The organism is Occallatibacter sp., assembly GCF_036502485.1.
Taxonomy (GTDB): domain Bacteria; phylum Acidobacteriota; class Terriglobia; order Terriglobales; family Acidobacteriaceae; genus Telmatobacter.
On the sequence record NZ_DASXYM010000043.1, the window covers coordinates 121,450 to 144,685 of the forward strand.

The following is a 23,236-nucleotide window of genomic DNA, read 5'->3' on the forward strand; positions in this document are numbered from 1 at the left end:
CTGTTCGCCCATCCTTTTGGAAAGGTTCGTCCACGCCACATACACGTAGAGCAGCACGGGCCCAATCGCCGTCAACGGGGAGCGCCTGCCAGATCGATCAGGACGTGCGCGCGCGCCGCGTCACGCACATCCCTGGTCTCCGGTCCCTGATCCCTGGTCCCTGTTTTTTACGCTTCCACTTCGGCTGTGAGCTTCCTCAGCTCGTCCTCTGAAACCACCTTGCCGTCGAACAGGTGCACTTCGCGCTCGGCGTGCTTCGCAAAACGCGGATCGTGCGTCACCATGCAGATGGTCGAGCCCTCGCGATGCAGATCTGCCAGCAGATGCATCACGGCTTCGCCGTTCTTCGAGTCCAGGTTTCCGGTCGGCTCGTCCGCCAGCAGGATCGATGGCGACCCGGCAAGCGCGCGCGCCACCGCCACACGTTGCTGCTGACCGCCCGAGAGCTGGGCCGGATAGTGCCGCATGCGGTGCGCCATGTTCACCCGCTCCAGCGCTTCCTTCACCCTCTTCTTGCGCTCCGGCGAAGGCATCCCCGCACGATACGTCAGCGGAAGCTCCACGTTCTCTTCCACCGTGAGGTCGCCAATCAGATTGAAGCTCTGAAAGATGAAGCCGATCTCCTGGTTGCGAATCCGCGACCGCTCGCTGAAGCTGAGGTTCTCCACCGGCTTGCTGTTCAGCAGGTAGCGCCCGCCCGTGGGCGTATCCAGCAGCCCCAGAATCGACAGCAGGGTTGACTTCCCGCAACCGGACGGGCCCGACATGGCCACGTACTCGCCGCGCGAAATGGTGAGATGAATCCCGGAGAGCGCATGCGTCTCCACTTCGTCGGTGTAGAAGACCTTGGTCAGGTCCTCAATCTCAATCAGCTTGTCGTTTGCCATTCCCATCCTCACAGTTCAGCGGTCAGTTGTCAGTGGTCAGTCGTCAGTGAGTGCGGAACTCGCTGTCCAGCGGCCCACTGATCACTTTTTCCTGCGATGCTCTCTGTTCCCTGCTCTCTGTTCCCTTGTCCCTGCCTTTACTCCAGCCTGATCCGATCCACGTTGTCATACCGCGACATGTCAGACAGAATCACGGTGTCGCCTTCCTTCAATCCGTCCAGCACCTGAATCACCTGCACGGAAGCGCGTCCCACCTTTACCTGCACGCGCGTCGCGCCCTTATGGTCCGGATCTTCCTTGAACAGGCTCAGCGTCGAGTTCTCGTTGCCCAGCGCCGGCCGGCCCACATACAGCACATCGCGCAAATGCTCCAGATCAATGGTTCCGTCCACGCTCAGGCCCTTCACAGCGCCCGGCGGCAGTTCGCCATCCAGTACTACGTCCACAGTGCGCGTTCCGTTCAATACCGCGGGATCGATGCGCATTACGTGCCCCGGAACCACGCCGTTATGCGTGTCGATGGAAGCCGGCAGACCGATCGCGATATCGCGCGCCTGGGTCTCGGCAATCTGCAGCGCGGCCTTCAGCTTGCCCAGCTGCACCACCTCGGCCACCGACTGGCCGGCCGTCACGTGCATCCCCACACCCAGCGGAACAGGAAGCGGATCGAGCTCGCCGCCAATCGTGGCCTTCACCTCCAGCGCGTCGTTCTGCTTCTCATAAAGACCAAGCAGCGCCTTGGCCTGATCGATCTTGGTCTGCGCCGAGGCCAGCTGCACCTCGACATTTCTCTCGTTCGTCTCCAGCTGCTGCAGGCTCAGCTTGTGCTGCGCCTGTAGCTGGTCCGCGGTGTTCTTTGATTTCTCGTACGCATTCGGCGAAATCACGCCCAGCTTCACAAGCTGCTCATCGGTCTTCGCCTGCAACTGGTCAGAGGTGTAATCGGCGTTCACCTGCGCCGCCACCATCTTCTTGTCCATCAGCGTGCTCGAGAGCGAGGACTGCAGGCTGTGGTAATCCGCCTCCGCCGCCTTCACCTGCAGCTGGGCGTCCAGCAGCTTCTGCTGCACCTCGGGAGCCGCCAGGTCCATCAGCACCGTCCCCGGCTTCACAATCGTGCCCGGCAATACGCGGATCCGCACCACCGTGGCATCGGTCAGCGCCGGAATCAGCTCAATCGAATCTTCCCGCGGAGTCAGCGTCCCCGTCGAACCGCGCACCTGGCGCGTAAAATCTCCACGCTTCACCGTGTCCGGCCAGATCGCCGACGCTTCCACCGTCGGCGCCGCCGGCTTCAGCCGCGAAACTGCAAAACCTGCACCCGCAAGAACCAGGGCCGCAGCGCCAATCCAGACCACCATCTGGCGCTTCTTTTTCTGCTTAAGATCAGGGCGTGCGATATCCATATCCGCAAAGGTTGCATTTGGGGGGCCAAAAATTCTTACTGGAATCGCTCCTGAAAACAGGAGACTTAGCCGCCGCACCCGCCCCGTAAAGCGCTTCCCGCCCTGACCGCTCCCAAACCCCACTGTCCGGAAACGAACACTCCCGGCCCGCGCTTCACCCGCCGTTTCAGCGCCCCCGTCCCACACCGGATCTACGGTCGCAAGCGTAACTCTCCCGCATCGACACGGTTTGTAATAAGGGCACCGCTTCAGCCGGGATCGCCCGGCAAGACATTCTGGGACGATCACCGCCTATGCGGAACTTTGCTCAACTTTCGCCCGCTCCATCCCATGTAGCGGACAGCCGTTGTTGGCTGCCCAGACAACCCATCCACTTGGCCAAAGACATCTCGGATTGGCTATTTTCAGGCAAAGCCCAAGGTACCCCTGCCTCCCTCCTGTGACCGCCGGCACAGACGCTCCGCCTGAAGCCGCACATACTGGTCCCCTGCCGCTTCCATCGCGGCACGGAGAGTTGTGCAAAAAAGGACCCACACACCCGCGGAAACACGCACCACCTCCTCTGACCCGGCAAAATCCAATTGTTTACCAGAACATTACCTAGTGCACTTTTTTTGGCCTTTTGCCCCGGCATTCGGACCAACCCTCAACGCATCAACAGCTTACCTTCTTCGCGCTGGTGATCTATATCACAGTTTTAAGAGGGGAGGCCACGGAAAGACGGCCACGATCGTGGGTTTCGTGCTTCGATGCTCAGAGAGTGTGGGTTAACCAATCGATTAACCCACCCCCCCTCCCCCCCCGGCGCCCTCTGCTCGCGGCCATCCGGTGCGGCATGCGAACTTGGTTCAGAAATGACCCTCTGCAATGCGGTGAAGTAGGACTCGACTCACACCCGCTCCACCGCCATCGCCACCGCATTTCCTCCGCCCAGGCACAGTGCTGCCACTCCGCGTTTCTTGCCCAGCCGCTCCATCGCATACAGCAGCTTCACCAGCACCGCCGCCCCGCTGGCCCCGATTGGGTGCCCCAGCGCCACCGCGCCACCGTCCGGGTTCACCTTCGCCGGATCGAGCCCCAGATCCCGAATCACCGCCAGCGCCTGCACGGCAAACGCCTCATTCAGCTCGAACAGATCCACCGAGTCCAGCTCCCAGCCCACCTTGGGCATCAGCTTCAGCACCGCATCAATCGGCGCCAGCCCAAACCACTCCGGCTCCCGCCCAGCCGTCACCTGCCCGCGAATCACCGCCATCGGCTTCAACCCGCGCGCCCGGGCTGCGTCCGCGCTCATCACCACCGCCGCCGCCGCTCCGTCACTCACTCCCGGCGCATTGCCTGCCGTCACCGTGCCGCCTTCCTTGAAGGCTGGCTTCAGCTTGGCCAGGATCTCCACGGTCGTCTCCGGCCGGATCCCCTCATCCTTGTCGAAAACCCGGGGCGCCTCACCCTTCTTCGCCGCCGGAACCTCCACCGCCACAATCTGCTCCCGGAAAAGACCGTCCGCTGTAGCCCTGGCCGCCTTCTGATGCGATCCCGCCGCAAACGCGTCCTGTTCCTCCCGGCCGATCCCGTACTTCTCCGCGATCATCTCCGCGCCCACGCCCATGTGGAACCCGCGATACGCCTCCCACAAGCCGTCATTGACCATCGCGTCCACCACCGTCCCGTTCCCCATGCGATATCCCGACCGCGCCTGCGGCAGTAGATACGGAGCATTCGACATCGACTCCATCCCGCCGGCCACCATCACTTCGGCGTCTCCAGCGGCCACCGCCTGCGCGCACAGCGCCACCGCCCGTAACCCCGATCCGCACACCTGGTTCACCGTCAGCGCCGCCGACTCCGCCGGAAGACCGCCATAAATCGCCGCCTGCCTCGCCGGGTTCTGCCCTACGCCTGCCTGCAGCACGCAGCCCATGATGCACTCCTCCACCGCGGCAGCCTCCAGGCCCGCCCGCCGCACCGCCTCGCGTACCGCGATCGCGCCCAGCTTCGGCGCCGTAAACCCTGCCAGCGATCCCTGGAACTTGCCAATCGGCGTACGCACCGCGGAAACGATAACTGCTTCTTTCATAAACACCTCTCCGGTCAACTCCGCTCGCTATTATCCCTCTCCGCACGTAACCCGCGCCGCCCTCCTGCATCCAACAATCGACGCTTGCCGGTCGTCGTGCAACCTGTGTAAAGTGTCCGTGCGGACCCGGAGCAGGTTCGCCATGTATCGACAACCCTTCAGAACGTAGCTATTCGGTATTGTTTGCTTCCTCGCCGCTCGGCTCGGCCTTTCTTCACAATCCGGAGAACTGGAGCGTGTCAGATGCGCAGGCTGCTCATCCTGGGAGTCGTAATCTTATCAATATTGCCGGCCCTCGCTGCGCATCGCGCTACCGTCAGCCAGCTTGATCAGGCCCTCTCCGAGGCCGCCGCAAAACACCGCAGCGACACCGACCTGGCCCGCCAGCTCAGCGATCTCCAACTCTCCCAGCGCCTCACGCCGCAGACCCGTGAACGTCTGGCTTCCAATTACTCTCTTGAGCCCCACGCCGCGCTCGCGCTCAAACTCCTGGCCGACGAGTCCTCCGTCCTCGATCCTCCCCAGGACGAACTCCTCACCTCCGCGCCGCCCGACACCGCCGCCCAGAAACAGCTCCTTGACTCCGCCCACGTTTATGTCATGGAGAGCCTGCCGCGGCTGCCCAACTTCTTTGCCACCCGCGCCACCCAGCGGTACGACGACACGCCCCAGGTTCTGCACGCGGGCGAGTGGCCCATCCGCGCCGGATTCCACCTGGTCGGCAACTCGTCGCGCACGGTCACAGTGCGCGACGGAAATGAAGTCACCGATTCGCCGCAACAGGTTTCCGATAAGCCCCAAGAAGTCATCGGCCTGTCCTCGCACGGCGAATTTGGCACCCTCCTCGCGCGCACCCTCGCCGATCTCGCAGGCGGCAAAATCCAGTTCAGCCACTGGGAGCAGTCCAGCGTAGGTCTCGCCGCCGTCTTCCGCTACTCTGTACCCAAGCGCGACTCGCACTACCAGGTCCACTTCTGTTGCATCGTGGAGAGCGAACTTCAGGGAGGCCGCGAGAGCTTCCGCAATCGCAACATGCCGCGCTATCACACCGGCAACACCAACCCCGTTGAGACCAACGGTCTCCAGGCTTATGACGCTACGCCCGCATATCACGGCACGCTGACCGTCGAGCCCTCCAGCGGCGCTGTCGTCCGCCTCACGCTGGAGGCCGAACTCGATCCTGATAACGCCATCTCCCGCGCCTCCACCGTGGTGGAGTACGGGCGTGTTGTGATCGGTGACCAGACCTTCATCTGCCCCGTGCGCAGCCTTGCCATCTCCAGCCAGCAAGGACCTCACACGGAGGTAGACGCGCAGCGGGTTCCGATCCTCTCAGTCAACGAAACCACGTTCACCCAGTACCACCGCCTCGGCTCCTCCGCCCGCATGCTCGCTGAAGACACACCCCCGCAGGGCGTTCCTTTGCCCAAAGCGACCAGCCTGCCATCTTCGCCCGCGCCCGATCAGGCCGCCGACGCCGAATCGGAAGACGCCTCTCCCGTAGCCCTAAAATTCAGCGAGACCGCAGCCTCCAGCGAGCCAGCAGGCTCCCCTGAGCCCTTCAAGAATGCAGTCGATCGCCAAGAAGAACAGAGAGAAATAGCGGTGAGCGCCGCTATGACTCCCGTTGAGGCGGGACTCGCTATCAAGATGAACATCGCCGCCTCCCAGCTGGGCATGCATGAGGAAGACGGCCGCTGGGTCGGCAAGCTCGAGATTTTCCTCGTGCAGAGGGGTGCCGGCGGCTTCCGCGGCCGCGTGGACAGCCTCACCCTGAATCTGCGCCTCAAGCGTGAAACCTATCAGAAGGCGCTGAGCGATGGCATCCCCTTTCAGCGCACCCTCGATATGGAGCGCGGCATGACCTCCATGCGCGTCCTGGTGCTGGATGAGAACACCGGCCGTCTCGGTTCCGTTACGATTCCGTCCTCCGCACTGCAGGCCGGCAAGCAAACGGCGATCGTATCTCCCCAGCCCGGAAAGCCCTGACTGCCTTACAATGGCGCGGTCCAATCTTTACGGGAGATTCGCGCCATGAAACGTCTTATCTGTCTTGCGCTCCTGTTGTGTGCCTCTGTGCCGGGCTGGTCTGCTGCCAAGAAACTCACCATCGCCAGCCTGCAGAATATGCTCCAATCCCTTCATCGCGAAAACAAGAGCGATGCCGACGTGGCCCTCGCCCTCAAGCAGATCCAGCTCAGCGAGCAGCTCACCCGCCCGACCATGAATACGCTGTCGGAGTATGTTCCCGGAGCGCAGTCAACCGAGCAGATGTACGTGCTGGAAGCTCGCAGCGCCATGATGCCGCTCCCGGCAAGCGAGCAGCCCACCACCGCCGCCCTCGATGACGCCGCCCAGAAGGCGCTCCTCGCCAAGGCCGCCACGTACGCCTCGACGACGTACCAGCAGTTGCCGACGCTTACTGCCACCCGCACGACGCTGCGCTTCCAGGACAACGTTGAGGCGCTCGCACAAAGCTCCGGCCAGGCAGGCAGCGCGAAAGACATGTCGACTGCCTCCCTTGGCGCCGTGAACCCGTTCAACTTCGTCCGCTACATCGAGTCGACTGACACCAGTATCGGCATGGAGCACGGCGTCGAGCGACTGCCTGTGGACAAGACCCGCTGGGGACCTAACAAGCGGATTCAGATGATGGAGCCTTACCCCGGCCTGGCACAGGTGTTTCAGGAAGCTACGGATGCAGGCGCCATCAAATGGTCTCGCTGGGAACAAGTCAACGGCAAACCCGCCGCGGTCTTCTCTTACCAGGTTCCAAGGAAAAAGGCACACCTGGCCCTCGCCGTCTGCTGCTTCCCGGAACTCGATCAGGCCGGCATCGCGAACTTCTCCAACGCTAATGGCATCTCCGGCAATCGTGGCGGTAACGCCGCCGGCAATTTCCAGACAAACACGGATTGGAAGACCTACAAGCAGAAGGACCTTCCCTATCACGGCGAATTCTTCATCGACCCCGAAACGGGTATGGTCCTTCGCCTGGTCACGCAGATGGAAACCAAGCCCGCCGACGTGGTGCACCAGGCTGACATACGCACCGACTACGGCCAGGTATCAGTGGGCGACAAGCCGCTCATTCTGCCCGTGCGCGCCTTTGCTGTCACTGAAATCGTGGTCAACGGCGAATCCGGCGCCGGCGGGTACGCCGAGCGGTGCACCCTGTTCGCCTCGGACTACAAGAACTATCAGCTAGCCGGAAAGTAATGCTCTCCCATCCCGGGCGCGTGGCAGGGCAGGCCCTTCCGCGCCCATCTCGTTTTTGGTAATCTGGGCGCACCATGCCCCGTATTACCCGGTCCCTTCTGGCGGGAGGCCTCTGCCTTGCGGCAGTCCTCCCATGCACAGCACAGTCGTTCAAACCCAAGACCATTCAGTTCAAGGGAGCCGACGGCTACTCTGACCAGGAACTCATGGCCGCTACCGGCCTCCAGCCGGGCATGACGCTTACCGGCCCTGACGTGAACACTCGCACACAAAAGCTCATGAACTCCGGCCTGTTCGAGGGCATGAGCTACAAGTTCGACGGCTCGGATCTCATCTTCAACATCAAGCCCGCCGCACAACTCTACTCCGTCCGCCTGGAGAATCTGCCTCTCGCATCCGGCCCCGATCTCGATGGCAGGCTGCGCCAGAGCGCGCCCCTCTATCGCGGCAAAGTGCCTGCCGAAGGGGATTTGCTCAACGACGTCCGCGCCGCCCTGGAAGGAATTCTTAAAGACCAGGGGATCGCGGCGACCATCACCACCACGCCTTTCGGAGCCCTGGGCGGAAAAACCGCCACCGCGATGAACTTCACCATCACCAATCCTCAGGTGGTCATCGGAGACATTCAGCCCGACAGGGGAGCGCTCGATCCTGACGCATTGAAAGCAACGGCACATCTCACCGGCGCCGCTTACGATAGGGCGGCAAGCTCCGACGCGATCCAGCACGACCTCACCGACGCCTACCGCAACAAAGGCTATCTGGATGCAACGGTAACCGCCGCTCAACTCGCTACGCTGTCCATTGCGCCGGACACGGTGCGCATTCCGTTTCGGGTTGCCGTCTCGCCCGGCCCGCTCTACAAAATCACTTCCATTCAGCTCGCACCCAGCATGCTGGTGTCCCAGGCCGATTTCGACAAGCAGGCGCATACGCACCCAGGAGACCTCGCCAATGCCGAACACATCGCGGAAAACTGGCAGTACATCAAGCGTCAGTATCACAACCGCGGCTATATGAAGGCCCAGATCACTCCCACCGCCGCGCTCGATCGCACCGCTGCCACCGTCAGCTATGCCGTAACGGCAGAGCCCGGGCCTGTTTACAACATGGGCAAACTTACCATCGAGAACGTCAGCGACGACCTTCGCGGCATGATCCTCAAGTCCTGGAAGATGCCCGAAGGCGCAGTCTTCAATGAAGGGGCAATTCTCGGCTTCTTCGCAACGCACGACGTGAACCCTCAACTCGAGCGCATCTTCGCGGCAGTCAGCATCAAGTACTCTCTGCACGTCAATGACGACTCGAAAACCGTCGACACCACCCTCCGCCTGGAGAAGCGCTCACCGCCATCGGCGACTTCCGGCCCGGCGATCTAGGCGGCCACAGGAGCCTCGCGTATGCTCGTGCCATGGTGCACTCCATGCTCGATCACATGTTCCACCTGCAGCTTCCCATTCTCGAGAAGCTGCTCCGCCCCGTTTGCGTCTACATCACCCTCATTGTCCTGCTTCGCGTCTTCGGCAAGCGCGAGCTGGCGCAGTTGAACCCCTTCGACCTCATCGTGCTTCTGTCGCTCTCCAACACGGTCCAGAACGCCATTATCGGCGACGATAACTCAGTCACCGGCGGCATCATCGGCGCGCTGGGACTGCTCACGATGAACTGGATCGTGGTCCGGATCCTCTACTCCGCGCCGCGCCTCAACCGAATGCTTGAGGGCCGCTCCACCGTGCTCGTGCGTAACGGCCAGATCGACAAAAAGTCCATGGAGCGCGAACGCCTGACCCGTGAAGAGCTCATGGACGTGATCCACCGCCAGGGGTTCGAGCACCTGCACCAGGCCAGCCGCGTCGTCCTGGAGCCGAACGGCACTTTCTACGTGGAAGCCCTTGAGCCGTCAAGAGTGGACAAGCAGCACGACGATCTCGTCGCAAGACTCGACGCGCTCACGCACGAAATCGCAGGCCTCCGCGCCCGTCTGTCAGAAGGCTCCTGAACAGTCCCTCCGCACAACGGAGACTCCGCCTATCAGCAGCCCCGCCGGCCAGGATGACGCGAAATTCATGCTTCCCTTCGTCAATCGCTGATGTATCAAGTCATACGTATGAGCCGCGCAGCAAGCCGATAATCGCCGTGGCGTGATCGGGAGAATCACTCCCACTCAATCGTTCCCGGCGGCTTCGACGTGATGTCGTAGACCACGCGATTAATGCCCCGTACTTCATTCACGATGCGGCTGGATATTCGCTTCAGTACCTCATAGGGCAGCGGCGTCCAGTCGGCAGTCATGCCGTCTTCCGAGTGCACCGCGCGAATCGCCGCCGTATAGGCGTAGGTGCGCTGATCGCCCATCACGCCCACGCTCATCACCGGCAGCAGAACGGCAAAGCTCTGCCAGATTTTGGTGTAGAGCCCAGCCGCCTTGATTTCGTTCACCACGATCTCGTCGGCTTCCTGCAACAGGGCCACGCGATCGGGTGTAATCTCGCCCAGGATGCGTACGGCGAGACCCGGTCCCGGGAACGGCTGCCGATTGAGGATATCTTCGGGCATTCCCATGTCGCGGCCGATGCGCCGGACCTCGTCCTTGAACAGATCACGGAGCGGCTCAATGAGCTTGAGTTTCATCGTCTCCGGAAGCCCGCCCACGTTGTGATGGCTCTTGATGGTCTGGCTCGGACCCTTCACGCTGCTTGACTCAATCACGTCGGGGTAAAGAGTTCCCTGCACCAGCCAGTCGACCCCTCCACGGTCTTGCGAGATGCGATTTGCCTCATCGTCGAACACCGCAATGAACTCGTTGCCGATGATCTTGCGCTTCTTCTCGGGGTCGGTCACGCCGGCGAGCTTCGACAGGAATCGGTCGGTCGCATCCACAGCGACGAGATTCAACCCCAGCTTGCCCCGCAGATTCTCCTGCACCTTCTCGAATTCGTTCTTGCGCAGTACTCCGTTGTTCACAAAAACGCAGGTGAGTTGACTACCGATGGCCCTATGCACCAAAACCGCTGCTACCGACGAATCCACCCCGCCCGAAAGCGCACAGATCACGTGACCCGTGCCCACTTTCTCCCGGATGGCCGCCACTGTCGTCTCCACAAAATGCGCCGGAGTCCAGTCGCCTCTCGCGCCGCAGATGCCGAAGACGAAATTCTTAATGAGTTGCGGACCCAGCGGCGTGTGATGCACCTCGGGATGGAATTGCACGGCCCAGATCCGCCGTTCCTCATTGGCGATGCCCGCCAGCGCATTCGAGGTCACCGCCGTGCGGCGGAAGCCAGATGGCAACTCCAGCGCCTCATCGCCGTGGCTCATCCACACCTGCAAAGAGGCAGGCAATTCGGCGAACAAGGGCGTCGTTCCGTCCTCGATCCTCACCTCGGCATGGCCGTACTCGCGCTTCTCTGCCGACCGCACCTTGCCGCCCAGGTGATGCACGATGAACTGCAGTCCGTAGCAGATGCCGAGAATCGGCACATCCAGTGCCAGCAGCCTGGGGTCAGCGGCCGGTGCGTCAATGTCGTACACCGACGATGGTCCGCCCGACAAGATTACGCCGAGGGGCTTGTACGCCTGGATTTCCGCGATCGGCGCCGTGCACGGCACCACGGCCGAGAAAACGTTCAGCTCGCGAATACGCCGCGCAATGAGCTGCGTATACTGCGAGCCGAAATCGAGGATAACGATTGTTTGGGTGTCCACGTTCCAGTGTGGCAGGGCGTGCCGCGGGATGTAAAGATACAGGTCGGGGCGCAATAGAATAAAGCGCTGTCATCCAGTCCAGCGATTCCCCGGCTCCATACATCTTTCCTGATTCACCTTGACTGAAAATTTTTGGATGGCTATACTCCGGCGCACGTGACAAGGTTCCCCTTGTCGATAGATAGAGTCCCGCCATTGGCGTCCCCCACCGGAGGTTGTATGTCAATTCTTCGAGCGGCGAGGTCCGCCTTCCTCGCATCTGCCGTCCTTACCCCCACTCTGGTGTTTGCCGACTACACCTATCAGGAGACCACCCAGATCACAGGCGGCTCGCTGCTGCGCATGATGAAAATGGCCGGCCACTTCAGCTCGCAGGCTCGGAAAGCCGGAGAGCCGATTACCTCGTCCGTTTACCTGAAAGGAAACCGCTTGGCCAAGGTCTCCCAGGACGGTATCGAAATGATCGATTTGGATAAAGAGACAATCACGAATATCGACACACTGAAGCACACGTACAGCGTAGTGACCTTCCAGCAGATGCGAGACCAGATGGCCAAGGCTGTGGAGCAGGCAAAGAAGCAGCAGGCCGAGGCGCCGACGGAGCGGCAAGCGCCGCCGCCCGGGCAGAATGACGTGAAGATGAGATATGACGTGAAGGTGCGCAACACCGGTGCGGAGAAGCAGATCAGCGGTCTGAATGCCAAGGAAGCGGTTCTAACAATGATGGCGATCGCTACGGATCAGAAAACCCAACAGACGGGAAGCATGGCCGTCACGAACGACATGTGGCTCGTGCCGGAGGTGCCAGGGTACAGCCAGGTGACGGATTTCTACCGTCGTTTTGCCGAGAAAATGGGACCGATGATGGCAGGCGTGGGGCTGGAGATGAGCCGCATGCTGGCTCAGAACCCCGGCGCAACGAGCGCCCTTGCAGATATGGGCAAGGAGATGCAGAAGATGAAGGGAGTGCCCATCATGCAGGTGATGCGCATGGGGACCACGACCGACGGCAAGCCGCTACCGGCCGCCTCAGAGGCACCGCTGCCCGCCGACAACGAACCCGCCATGCCCGGCGGATCGGATATTGCGAAGCAGAGCGCCGCCTCGATGATCACCAGCAAGCTGGGCGGCTTTGGCGGATTCGGCAAAAAGAAGAAGGACAGCTCGGCAGAGGAAGGTCCCAGGCAGGATGCGCAGGCGGCACAGCAGCCGACCAGCGCAGTGCTGATGGAGACCCAGGTTTCCACGTCAAACTTCTCCAGCGATCCGGTGGATGAATCGCATTTCGCGGTGCCCGCTGGGTTCAAGCAGTTGCAGAACGGGCAGTGAGGGGAAGTCGGCCGAGGCGGGGCGGCACGGCTGAAAACATGCCCGGTTACAACGATTGCCTGTGGCTCGAATGATCCGGCGCTAATTCAGTACGGAGCCCGGCCCCTTGTACACAACCCCGGCCTTCATCACGAACTTTACGTCCTGCAGCACCCGCACATCATCCACGGGGTTCTTTTCGACCGCAATGATGTCCGCCCACTTGCCCGGCTCCAACCCGCCCGCCTTCGCCGTCAAGCCCATCAGGTCTGCCGCGTTGATGGTGGTGGACTGCAGCGCCGCCAAGGGAGCCATGCCAAGCTGGTTCACATACACGTCCAGCTCGTGCGCATTCAGCCCGTGCGGATACACCGCCGCATCCGTGCCGAGCGCGATCTTCACCCCGGCCTGCATGGCGCGCTTGATGTTCGCTTTGGCCACTGCGCTCACGTCCAGCATCTTCTGGTGATAGAACGGCGGCAGTTTGCCCTTCTCGAGCATCCAGTCTTCCAGGTAGAGCGTCGGCACCAGGTACGTGCCGTCTTTTTTCATCTCGGCGATCGCTGCGTCATCGATATAGCTGCCGTGCTCAATGGAGTCCACGCCGGCCTTCGCGGCCCACAAGATCCCCTGCGCCCCATGCGCATGCGCCGCCACTTTACGGCCAAGCCTGTGCGCATCGGCCACAATCGCCTGCATCTCCTCCAAGGTGTATTGCGAGGCCTGCGGATCGTCCCCCTTGGACAGCACGCCGCCGGTCGCGCATATCTTGATCAGGTCCGCGCCATACTTGATGTTCTGCCGCACCTTGTGCTGCACTTCGGCAATGCCGTCGGCCACCCCATCGCCCACCCGGTGGTACTCGATCGGCAGCAGGTTGTCATCGCAGTGGCCTCCGGTAATGCCCAGCAGCGGCCCGCTCACCAGCATGTGCGGCCCCGGAACCTGGCCCGCATTGATGGCATCGCGGAGGTCAACATCCGTGAAGCCGCTCGCTCCCACGTTTCGCACCGTCGTGAACCCCGCCAGCAGGGTCGTGCGTGCATTCACCACCCCATTGATGGCTTCTTTCGCGTTCGTCTGGGTCAACTCGTGATATGTGTCGAAGTCCGGATTCATCGTCATGTGCGTATGCACGTCAATCATCCCCGGCATTACTGTCATTCCGCCCAGGTCGATGACAGTGTCTCCCGGTTGCTGCGTCACCGCCGCGCTGGGCCCGATCGACTGGATGGTCTCGCCGACCACCACAATCGTCTGCCCGTCGCTCAGCTTGCCGGTCTTCACATCCAGCACATGCCCCGCGCGTACCAGCGTTCGCTTGCCGGTGGGCGCACCCTGACCCGGCATGCTCGTGGACACCGCAGCGGCCAACACACTCAGCAACAGAACTGCGGAAGATTTGCGCAGGAAGCTCATCCGGTCATCTCCAGACATCTTGGGGTTGGGAAAGTTGTAACGCCGAGTGTAACAAACCGCCTTCCCCCGCCGCCGCTGGGATAGCTCCTATAATTTCGGCGTGCAACCAGAGCCCGGTTCGTCCAGACGCAGTTTTCTCAAGACCCGTGTTGGTGCGGCCTTCGCGGCTGGCACCCCCAGTGTCACCCAGTCGCAGGTCACTGCCGCGGCAGCCACCTGCAACCGGCCGCTGCCGCGCATCACTGTCCATGCCGACGGCCATCTCCTCTGCGGTGATGACGGATCGCCGTTCTTCTGGCTCGGCGACACAGCCTGGCAGCTCATTCAGGAAACGACCCGCGACGAGTGCTCCTACTATCTGCACACACGGGCGCGCCAGGGCTTCACGGTCATTCAAACGGTGGTGCTCGCCGAGTTCGACGGAGTCAAGCAAACTACCACCGAGAGACTTCTGCCCTTCGCCGATCAGGATCCCAGCCGTCCCAACGATCCTTTCTTTGATCGTGTGGTCGAGATCGTCGAGGAAGCCGGCCGTCTAGGGCTGTATGTCGCACTCCTCCCCACCTGGGGCGACAAGCTCACTGCACCGTGGGGAGCCGGGCCGCGCCTCTTCCGCACCGACAACCTCGACGTCGCGCAGGGTTACGCCCGCTATTTGGCGAACAAGCTCAAGGCCCACTTCAACGTCTTATGGATTCTCGGCGGGGATCGCCCCCCGCGCACCGAAGCTGAAGACACAAAGCCGGCACAGGACTGGACGCCGATTTGGCGAGCGCTGGCCGACGGCCTCAATGAAGGGCTCGGTTCCAGGCCCACCATCGTCTACCATCCCAGCGGCGGCTCGTCCTCATCGCGCTGGCTGCACAACGAGCCGTGGCTCTCCGTCAACGGGATGCAGAGCGGCCACGGCGGCGGACACGACGTGCCCGTCTGGGACATGATCTCCCACGACTACGCCCTTAGCCCGCCCAAACCCACGGTCGACCTCGAGCCGAACTATGAAGACCACCCCTATAATCCATGGCCGCAGTGGGACCCCGCCATCGGCTACTTCCGCGATCACGACGTCCGCAAGCAGGTGTACCGGTCCGTATTCGCGGGCGGATGCGGCGTCACATACGGCCATCACGCCGTGTGGCAGTTCGCCAACCGGCGGCATCCCGTGGAAAATCACGCCGACCGTGACTGGATCGACGCTCTCTATCGCCCGGCAGCGCGGCAGATGGCTTTTCTGCGGTTCCTCATCGAGTCCCGTCCCTTCTTCGCGCGCATTCCCGACCAGTCACTGATTGCAGGTGATCCGGGCCGCGGCGGCCTGCACCTTCAGGCTACGCGGGACCGTGACGGCTCTTACGCCTTCATCTATTTCCCCATGATGGATCTGCCGGTCACCATCGACCTCTCCCGACTCAGGGCTACGCATTTCCGCGCATGGTGGTACGATCCGCGCACCGGGGTTGCCACACCCGGGAGCCCACCACTCACCGCGGAACGCACGGAATTCCGGTCGCCTCCTTATGGTCCAGACTGGGTGCTGGTGATCGATGACATTAGCCGGAACTACGCTCCGCCCGGCCTCACGCGTCTCGCGTGATGGTTCCGCCGTCTCCCTTGAAGTGGTAGCCTTTCTTCCAACGTCGCCCAGCAAAGGATGCTGAGCGCTGTACTGGCTCACCAAAGGCACGTGCACAGAGCCTGATCCATCACACTCATAAAAGGACCCTACCGATGAAGACTGCTCTTTTTGCGCCCGCACTTCTGCTTGCCGCAGGAGCCGCGCTGGCCGTCGCGCAGACCAGTGACCAGAAGCCTACTCCTCCCCCCGAAACCAAAAGCTTCGACGTCTCAGCGATAGACAAGACCGCCGATCCCTGCACGGACTTCTATCAGTACGCGTGTGGCAACTGGGTGAAGAACAATCCCATTCCCGCCGACCAGGTCCGCTGGGGCAGTTTCAGCATGCTGGCGGAGCGCAACCGTTATCTCCTATGGAAGGAGCTCGACTCCGCATCCACCAGCCCCAAAACTCCATTGCAAAAGAAGTACGGCGACTACTACGCCGCCTGCATGAACACGGAAGTCATTGACCAGAAGGGCATTGAGCCGCTCAAGTCCGCACTGGATCGCATTGGAGCTGTTCAGTCCAACAAAGACGTTGCCACGGTGGTTGCCGAGCTAGAAAAGCAGGGCGACGGCGTTCCGCTCTTCCGCTTCGGGGTGCAGCAGGACCAGAAAGACTCGACCAAACAGATCGCCGGCGTCTTCCAGGGCGGCCTGTCACTACCGGACCGCGACTACTATCTGGTCGACAACAAGCGCTTCAGCACTATCCGCGACCAGTACCGCGCCCATGTCACCAAGATGTTCACGCTGGCAGGCGACTCTCCGGAGCAGGCCGCCAAAGAGGCGGAGGCCGTGATAACGATTGAAACGGCGCTTGCCAAGGTATCCACGCCCAGGGTTGATCTGCGCGACCCTGAGAAGAGATACCACATCTACACCGTAGCCGATTTCCAAAAGCTCGCTCCGGACTTCGATTTTTCCGTCTACTTCAAGGACATCGATGTTCGTCCCTTTGAGACGCTCAACGTCGCCACGCCTGACTTTTTCAAGGGCTTGAACGAGCAAGTCTCGACCCGGCCCGTCGATGCGTGGAAGTCCTACCTCCGCTGGCACACGATTCACAGCACCGCGTCCGACCTTCCCAAGAGCTTCCGGGACGAAAATTTTGAGTTCTTCGGAAAGACGCTGGCCGGCCAGAAGGAACAGACCCCGCGGTGGAAGCAGTGCACCGCGCAGACGGACCGCGCACTCGGCGAAGCCGTGGGCCAGGACTGGGTCAAGGAAAACTTTCCGCCCAAGTCAAAAGCCAGCATGGATCAGCTCGTCGCCGCCCTCGACAAGGCTCTGGCCGACGACATCAAGACTCTGCCCTGGATGAGCGACGAGACCAAGAAAGCCGCTGAGGCAAAGCTTGCCCTGTATCGCAACAAGATCGGTTATCCCGAGAAGTGGCGCGATTACTCGGCGCTCACCGTCAAGCGGGACGACGCCATGGGCAACGCCCGCCGCACGGACATCTTCGATCGCAATTACAACTTGGACAAGCTGGGCAAGCCTGTCGATGAGAAGGAATGGGGCATGACTCCACCCACCGTCAACGCGTACTACAGCCCGTCGAACAACGACATCAACTTCCCCGCCGGCATCCTGCAGCCACCCTTCTTTGATCCCAACATCGACCCCGCAGTCAACTTCGGCGGTATTGGCGTGGTGATTGGCCACGAGATGACCCACGGCTTCGATGATCAGGGCTCAAAGTACGACGGCAAGGGGAACGTCCGCGAGTGGCAGACAGCTGACGATCGCCAGAAATTCAACGAGCGCACCGACTGCGAGGTGAAGGAGTACAACGGCTTCGAGACCGCGCCTGCGCACGACGGCATTGCCGCGCAAAACCTGAACGGCAAGCTCACCCTGGGCGAGAACACTGCCGATAACGGCGGCCTCCGCATCGCCTACCTGGCGCTGCTCGACACACTTGCCAAGGAAGGCAAAACAATAGACAACAAGATTGACGACTACACTGAGGCGCAGCGCTTCTTTATCGGATTTGCGCAGGTTTGGTGCTCGAACCAGACCGAGCAGTCCGCGCGCCAGCTTGCTTTGACCGATCCCCACTCGCCGGGCAAGTGGCGCACCAACGGCAGCGTGCAGAATTTCGAGGAGTTCGGCAAAGCCTGGGGCTGCAAAAAGGGGCAGCCCATGGTCCCCGAGAACGCCTGCCGCGTGTGGTGAGAAAGTGACAGCCGATCACCTGATCAAGTGGTCAGTTGATCAGGTGAGTTGTGAATCCGGAAACGAGGGAGTGAATCGCCGCCACCCAGCGCGCTTCACTCCTTCGTTGTTTTTCAGCAGTTCTGATACTTCCAGTTCCGCTGCTTCCCTTCCGCGATCCACTCCACCGCCTGGGCAATGCGCTTGTCGCGCGTCTCATCGCGCTTGGCCTCGGCGATCCACTCGATGTACTCGCGCTTGCAGCTCGGACTGAACGCCTCGAATACCTTCGACGCTCCCTTTTCCTTCTTCAGGGCTGCGGCAAACTCCGGGTGCATCTCGGGCGGGGCTTTGGGCGCCTTCACCACCTTGTTGCGCGCGGCGATGGGGCTCGTGTAGGTCCCGTCATCGACAAAGCCGGCTGCCTGTTTAATCCAGCCCAGCATCCGCTTGTCGGCCGGCAGATCCTTCACGCTGTTGATGCGGCCCAGCGTGCCCATGCCGTCCTCGCGCACTACATCCTGCTCCTTCAGAACAGCCGCAATCTCCTGCCCCCAGAACCCGAAGCTGCAGTGTTCCTTGAATGCCGCCATGTTGGCGAGGATGGCACCCCTATAGACGAAGAACGGCATGCTCCACTTAATCGCCTCTTCCACATCCGGACAGCCCTTGTGCATCAGCCTGCGTAAACGCTCCAGAATCGGCTGCGCAAACGGCTGCGCCTTTTCGATATAGGCGTCCACCTTCGGATTAATGCTCTCGCCCGCCATTTCCTCGCCCCCCCTCGTTTGCACCGCAGTGTAACAGTGCGCGGGCACGCCATTTGTGATAAGGTTCGCCGGGGCGGCATGTTTCCAAGCCATCTTTCCGGTGACCTTCGCCCACCCTCTTCGTCCAACTCACGATTGCGCCTTACAGTCTAGTCTTTTGCCGTGTTCTGGCGCGCGCCCAAAGCTCTGTGTTTCCATGGAAATGTCAGCCCTGCCCGGCATTTCGCCACGCCAACCCGGTAAACTAGGCACAGACTGCCCTTGGCTTTTACAATTCAGCAGGGACCCATCCCAACCCAGCACTGCTGCGGAACGCACCCACTTGGCGGCGTACGCCCGGCCAGGATGAAGGAATCGCATGAAGTTTAGGAAATTCGGCAAGGCCCTACTGATGAGCGCCCTCGCTACCGGCGCCGTCGTCAGCCTTTCGTCTTGCGTCCAGAGTTATACCGTCGGCTTTCTCTATGTGACCGGCACCCAAACCGCCGGTAAGAACGGCCAGGGCATCATCAGCGGTTTCAAGATTGATCACAACACGGGACAACTTCGGTCCATCAATGGCCTGCCCGTGTCCACCGGTGGCGCCAATCCGGTGCGTGCCGTCCTGCTCCAGGGTTCCCGTTTTCTTTATGTACTGAACAAGGGTATGGACGCCGGCGGCGGCGCCGACTGCACCTCCAGCACGAGTCCTTGCACGGGCGCCAACATCACGCTCTTTACCGTGGGTGGAAACGGCAGCCTCTTCGCACAGCCTCAGGTCTTCTCCAGCCAGGGCAACAACCCGTTGCGCATCATGGATGACGCCTCCGGCAACTTCATGTTCGTGCTGGACCATGACGCTCCTGACAGCGGCGTGGGCACATCGAATTCCTGCTCGCTCGCTCTGGGCCCCCATTACACCACCTGCGGCGATATCACGATGTTCAAGATTGACGCCACCACCGGTCGACTGAGTCTCATCCTGAACTCGCAGGTGTCATCCGCCACGGGACAACCGCTGCCCTACTTCCCGGTGCCACCGGACCCCATCGATTTCCTCCTGAACAATAACTACGTGCTGACGCTCGCCGGCAATCCGACCAATGGAGACGTGGTTTTCCCCTACAACTTCTCGTCCGCGAGCGGGCAGCTCACCATCAGCCAGAACGGCGCTCAGGCACTGAACATCAAGCAGGCCACCGCGATTCAGGGCGGCACCACGGTCTATGTGCTTGACAACGAGCCTGTCACCATCGGTTCGTGCACCAACTGCGTATTCACTCCCGGAACCTATCCCAGCCAGATCCTGCCCTTCACCGTCGGCACCGGCGGCGCGCTTCAGGCGCAGACGGGTGGCCCGGTTCCTGTCGATGCCACGCAGTCCAACCCCCTGTTCGTGCTCTCGAAGGGTAGTTGGACGTGGGTTGCGAACAGCGGCAACAACACTGATCCGAACAACGCGCAGAGCGGCATCACCGGCTACGTTATCGATAAATCCAGCGGTCAGCTCACGCCCATGGCGGGTGGATCGTTCTCGAGCCCCGTCGGTTCCGGCGCCGGGCCGCAGTGCCTGGTCCTGGATTCGTCCAGCCAGTTCGTCTACACGGCCAACTTCAACGATTCGACGGTGACTGGACGCGTGATCGATCAGAACTCCGGCGTGCTGAATCAACTGCCCGGCAAAGCCAACAAGGCGTATGCGCTTCCTGGTCCGGCCTCCTACTGCCTTATCAATGGGCGGACGAGCTAATCGCTGCCGTGTTCAGCCCCGGCATGACCTTGCCGGGCCGCCCACCGGGACCTGAGATGGCGGTCCTGTAATTCGAACCCGCATGCCGGATGCGCACTTTGCGTGCTCGTCCGGCAAAATGCAAACTCGGTTTCACTGCGGACGAAAGATGCTCATGAAGTTCACTAAATCGGATCAGCACAACCCGGCGACTGGTTTCAGCCGCTGGCGCGGCCTGCTGCTGGTCTCCGCCGCAAGCCTCGGAGTGGCTTCCGTTCTGACCGCCTGCGAACAGGTCAGCGGCACCCTCACAGCGGATTTTGTATATGTGACCAGCGCCCTTGCCGCGGGCTCGAATCAGTACGGCCAGATAGACGTGTTCGAAGTCAACGCTCAGTCGGGCCGCATGCGCCAGATTCCCACCTCGCCGTTTCCATCTGGGGGACGCAATCCGGTGGCAGAAGCCGTGAACCCGGACAACAGCACGCTCTACGTTGTGAATCGCGACGACAACACCATCGTCCAGTTCGCCATCGGCAGCGACGGTAAGCTCTATCCGCAGAACACCGTGAACACACCGGGCATCTTCCCGGTCGCCACAGCGGTATCCGGGGGGAACCTGTTCGTAGCCGATACCTACGAGCCGCTACCTACCTGCTCCCCAGCAGCGCCTTGTACCGGTTCAGTCGCCGGATGGCCGCTCAAGAACGATGCTCTCGATAGCGAAAATCAGTTCGTCAGCGCCAACAACAGTCACTACTGGCCTCTAACCATTCCCGGCGCGACCACCTCCGATATCATTGCGCCGGTGGGTATCGCGGCGACTGGTTCCAACATCTACGTAGCGGCTTATGACTCCACCGCCAACACGGGCTACGTGTTCGGTTTCGCCGTAGGAAGCAGTTCTCTGACACCCCTGAACGGCGGCGTACCTACGCCCGCCGGCATTCACCCTTCGGCCATTGTTGCCGACCCCAGTGGCGCTTACGTTTATGTCACAGACAGCTCCCGGGGCGACGTGCTCGGCTTTACCATCTCGGGCTCGGCACTCACGCAGATCGGCGGCAGCCCGTTCGCAAGCGGTAACTCACCTTCCGCCATGGTCATCGACAGCACCGGCAAACTGGCCTACGTGGCCAACGCTGTTGACTCCACGATCCAGGGATACGAAATCGGCAGCGGCGGCGCACTCACATCGTTCGCCACGTTCGCCACGGACACGCAGCCTGTGGCCATCGGCATCGATCCCAATTTGAACCAGTACCTCTACACGGCGAACTTTCTGGCCAACACAGTTTCCGGCTTCCGGATCGACTCCACCACGGGTTCGCTTGTGAACTCACAATTCTCGCCGTCTGCAGCAAACGCCAACCCCACGGCTGTTGCGGCCATTCCACACAAAGTGACGGTCCACTAGGGCGGGGAACCCGGGCTGAATTTTGAGCCCGGCAAAACGATTCCATGCCGGACACCACGGGTCCGGCGCTGTAGAGACACTCATAACGGACCTTTTACAATCCGTATGGGAAACCAAAATCAGTTCTCATGGGGCTTTTTCCCTGGGTTCTCTGGCGACAAGTCGCTGGGGTTACCTGTGACGGCCCGCGACGAAGGAAGCGCATGAAGTTCAGCAAACATTCAGGGTTTCCGGCGACAGCAGTTCTTCGCCGTGGTAATACATCCGGGTCTTCGGCGACGGGTGTTCGTCGTCGGGGTAACTTCGGCCAGCTCGCCCTGGTCGCTCTCATCGGCGTGGTGGTGGCCAGCCTGCTTTCTGCCTGCCAACTCGTGACTATCGACTATATCTATGTGGCGGGCAGCAACAGCGGCGACATTCAGGTCTTTGCGGTGGACTCGCAGTCCGGCGCCATCCGCTTTGCGGCAGGTACGGACAAGACTCCGTTTCAGTCGGGCGGTACCGCACCGGTCGCCATGACCGCGAGCACGGACGAAGCCAATCTCTACGTCGCCAATGCTGACAACAACACAGTGGTTCACTTCGCCATTTCCAGCGACGGAAAACTGAGCAGCAAGGACACCGTGACGCTGGCCGAGCCGCCTACTGCGCTCGCCATCAATGACGCCGGCACGTTCCTCTACGTTGTGTCCGGGACAACAACCGCCACTTTGACGGAATACACGGTGACGTCAGGCGCCATCGGCTCCGTCGCCGCGCAGCAATCACTTGTCATTCCGGGCTTCTCCGGCGACACAACGATCCCTACCGGCGTAGCCGTACTGCCCAACAACAACGCCGTTTTCGCCACCGTTTACGACCAGTCATCGTATAACCCGGGCGGCACGACTACCAGTTCCGCGCATCCGGGCTGGGTCTTTTCCTTCGGCACCGGCTCTGACGGCGCACTCTCCGCGGATGCGGGCAGCCCGTTCCAGGCAGGCGTCAAGCCGAGCGGTCTGGCGATTGATCCCACCAGCCGCTTCATGTACGTAACCGACTACGCCTCGAATCAGCTTATCGGGTATGGAATCACGCACGATACTGCGCTGAGTTTCCTCATCAGCGGCCCGTACAAGACCGGCGCCGAGCCCAGCGCTGTGGTTGTCGATCCGCGCGGCAAGTATATCTACGTTTCCAACTCGCTCGATTCGACCGTATCTGCATACGCCATCGATCTCGCCACGGGAATCCCCTCGGCTGTGCTCAACGTGACTGGCAGTTCAGTAAACGCGAGCGATACGCAGCCCGCCGCGATTGCGGTGGAGCCGGCGCTGGGACGCTATGTCTACACGGCCAACTTCCTCGGGAACTCGGTCAGTGGGTTCCGTCTGAACCCCAACACCGGCGCGCTCGAACAAACGCAGGCTACGCCGTACCCGTCGACAAGCAAGCCGCGTTCCATCGTCATCATCCCGCACGGCAACCATTCGATCCAGCAAACCACGCCGTAAAGGAATTCACAGTTCCACCTGAAAAGCCCAGCCGCCGCAGCTGGGCTTTT

Annotated in this window: 16 protein-coding genes; 10 read left to right on the plus strand and 6 right to left on the minus strand. The window is 61.4% G+C overall.

Annotated features, from left to right (window positions below):
* Positions 1–167: 167 nt before the first annotated feature.
* The 3 genes from VGL22_RS07170 to VGL22_RS07180 all read right to left on the minus strand — a co-directional run bounded on the left by VGL22_RS07170 (position 168) and on the right by VGL22_RS07180 (position 4,370).
* Positions 168–887, minus strand: a complete 720-nt coding sequence (locus VGL22_RS07170) for an ABC transporter ATP-binding protein (RefSeq protein WP_465266221.1) — start codon at positions 885–887, stop codon at positions 168–170.
* Positions 888–1,024: 137 nt separating this feature from the next.
* Positions 1,025–2,293: an efflux RND transporter periplasmic adaptor subunit gene (locus VGL22_RS07175; RefSeq protein ID WP_465266222.1), complete on the minus strand. Its 1,269-nt coding sequence runs from the start codon at positions 2,291–2,293 to the stop codon at positions 1,025–1,027.
* An 889-nt stretch (positions 2,294–3,182) separates the two neighbouring features.
* Positions 3,183–4,370 carry a thiolase family protein gene (locus VGL22_RS07180; RefSeq protein ID WP_465266223.1) on the minus strand — a complete coding sequence of 396 codons (1,188 nt, stop codon included), beginning with the start codon at positions 4,368–4,370 and terminating at the stop codon, positions 3,183–3,185.
* Positions 4,371–4,613: 243 nt separating this feature from the next.
* On the opposite strand from VGL22_RS07180, the gene VGL22_RS07185 reads away from it, so the two are divergent.
* The 4 genes from VGL22_RS07185 (at position 4,614) to VGL22_RS07200 (ending at position 9,588) form a co-directional block, all read left to right on the plus strand.
* The gene (locus tag VGL22_RS07185) at positions 4,614–6,359 is read left to right on the plus strand and encodes a hypothetical protein (RefSeq protein WP_465266224.1); all 1,746 of its coding nucleotides are present in this window, start codon (positions 4,614–4,616) and stop codon (positions 6,357–6,359) included.
* A gap of 45 nt (positions 6,360–6,404) precedes the next feature.
* Positions 6,405–7,589: a hypothetical protein gene (locus VGL22_RS07190; protein WP_465266225.1), complete on the plus strand. Its 1,185-nt coding sequence runs from the start codon at positions 6,405–6,407 to the stop codon at positions 7,587–7,589.
* Positions 7,590–7,663: 74 nt separating this feature from the next.
* Positions 7,664–8,968, plus strand: a complete 1,305-nt coding sequence (locus VGL22_RS07195; RefSeq protein WP_465266226.1) for a POTRA domain-containing protein — start codon at positions 7,664–7,666, stop codon at positions 8,966–8,968.
* A gap of 44 nt (positions 8,969–9,012) precedes the next feature.
* On the plus strand, positions 9,013–9,588 hold the full coding sequence (locus tag VGL22_RS07200; protein WP_465266227.1) for a DUF421 domain-containing protein: 576 nt from the start codon (positions 9,013–9,015) through the stop codon (positions 9,586–9,588).
* A 155-nt stretch (positions 9,589–9,743) separates the two neighbouring features.
* On the opposite strand, the gene guaA is transcribed toward VGL22_RS07200, so the two are convergent.
* Positions 9,744–11,294 carry a glutamine-hydrolyzing GMP synthase gene (gene guaA / locus VGL22_RS07205; protein WP_465266300.1) on the minus strand — a complete coding sequence of 517 codons (1,551 nt, stop codon included), beginning with the start codon at positions 11,292–11,294 and terminating at the stop codon, positions 9,744–9,746.
* A 219-nt stretch (positions 11,295–11,513) separates the two neighbouring features.
* On the opposite strand from guaA, the gene VGL22_RS07210 reads away from it, so the two are divergent.
* Complete coding sequence (locus VGL22_RS07210) at positions 11,514–12,623, plus strand: hypothetical protein (RefSeq protein WP_465266228.1); 1,110 nt, start codon at positions 11,514–11,516, stop codon at positions 12,621–12,623.
* Positions 12,624–12,704: 81 nt separating this feature from the next.
* Here VGL22_RS07210 and VGL22_RS07215 read toward each other — a convergent pair whose 3' ends face one another.
* Positions 12,705–14,021 (minus strand): metal-dependent hydrolase family protein, encoded by a 1,317-nt coding sequence (locus VGL22_RS07215; RefSeq protein ID WP_465266229.1) that lies wholly within the window; start codon positions 14,019–14,021, stop codon positions 12,705–12,707.
* Between the two features lie 100 nt (positions 14,022–14,121).
* On the opposite strand from VGL22_RS07215, the gene VGL22_RS07220 reads away from it, so the two are divergent.
* Entirely contained in the window at positions 14,122–15,615 is a 1,494-nt protein-coding gene (locus tag VGL22_RS07220) for a glycoside hydrolase family 140 protein (protein ID WP_465266230.1), read from the plus strand.
* 134 nt (positions 15,616–15,749) lie between these two features.
* Positions 15,750–17,819: a M13 family metallopeptidase gene (locus VGL22_RS07225; RefSeq protein ID WP_465266231.1), complete on the plus strand. Its 2,070-nt coding sequence runs from the start codon at positions 15,750–15,752 to the stop codon at positions 17,817–17,819.
* Positions 17,820–17,932: 113 nt separating this feature from the next.
* Here VGL22_RS07225 and VGL22_RS07230 read toward each other — a convergent pair whose 3' ends face one another.
* A complete protein-coding gene (locus VGL22_RS07230) occupies positions 17,933–18,568 on the minus strand; it encodes a YdeI/OmpD-associated family protein (protein WP_465266232.1) in 636 nt (211 codons plus the stop codon).
* Between the two features lie 358 nt (positions 18,569–18,926).
* Between VGL22_RS07230 and VGL22_RS07235 the strand changes: the two genes are divergently transcribed.
* The 3 genes from VGL22_RS07235 (at position 18,927) to VGL22_RS07245 (ending at position 23,186) form a co-directional block, all read left to right on the plus strand.
* Positions 18,927–20,297: a lactonase family protein gene (locus VGL22_RS07235; protein WP_465266233.1), complete on the plus strand. Its 1,371-nt coding sequence runs from the start codon at positions 18,927–18,929 to the stop codon at positions 20,295–20,297.
* A 154-nt stretch (positions 20,298–20,451) separates the two neighbouring features.
* The gene (locus VGL22_RS07240) at positions 20,452–21,693 is read left to right on the plus strand and encodes a lactonase family protein (RefSeq protein ID WP_465266234.1); all 1,242 of its coding nucleotides are present in this window, start codon (positions 20,452–20,454) and stop codon (positions 21,691–21,693) included.
* Positions 21,694–21,896: 203 nt separating this feature from the next.
* Positions 21,897–23,186, plus strand: coding sequence for a lactonase family protein (locus tag VGL22_RS07245; RefSeq protein WP_465266235.1), 1,290 nt, complete (start codon positions 21,897–21,899; stop codon positions 23,184–23,186).
* Positions 23,187–23,236 lie beyond the last annotated feature (50 nt).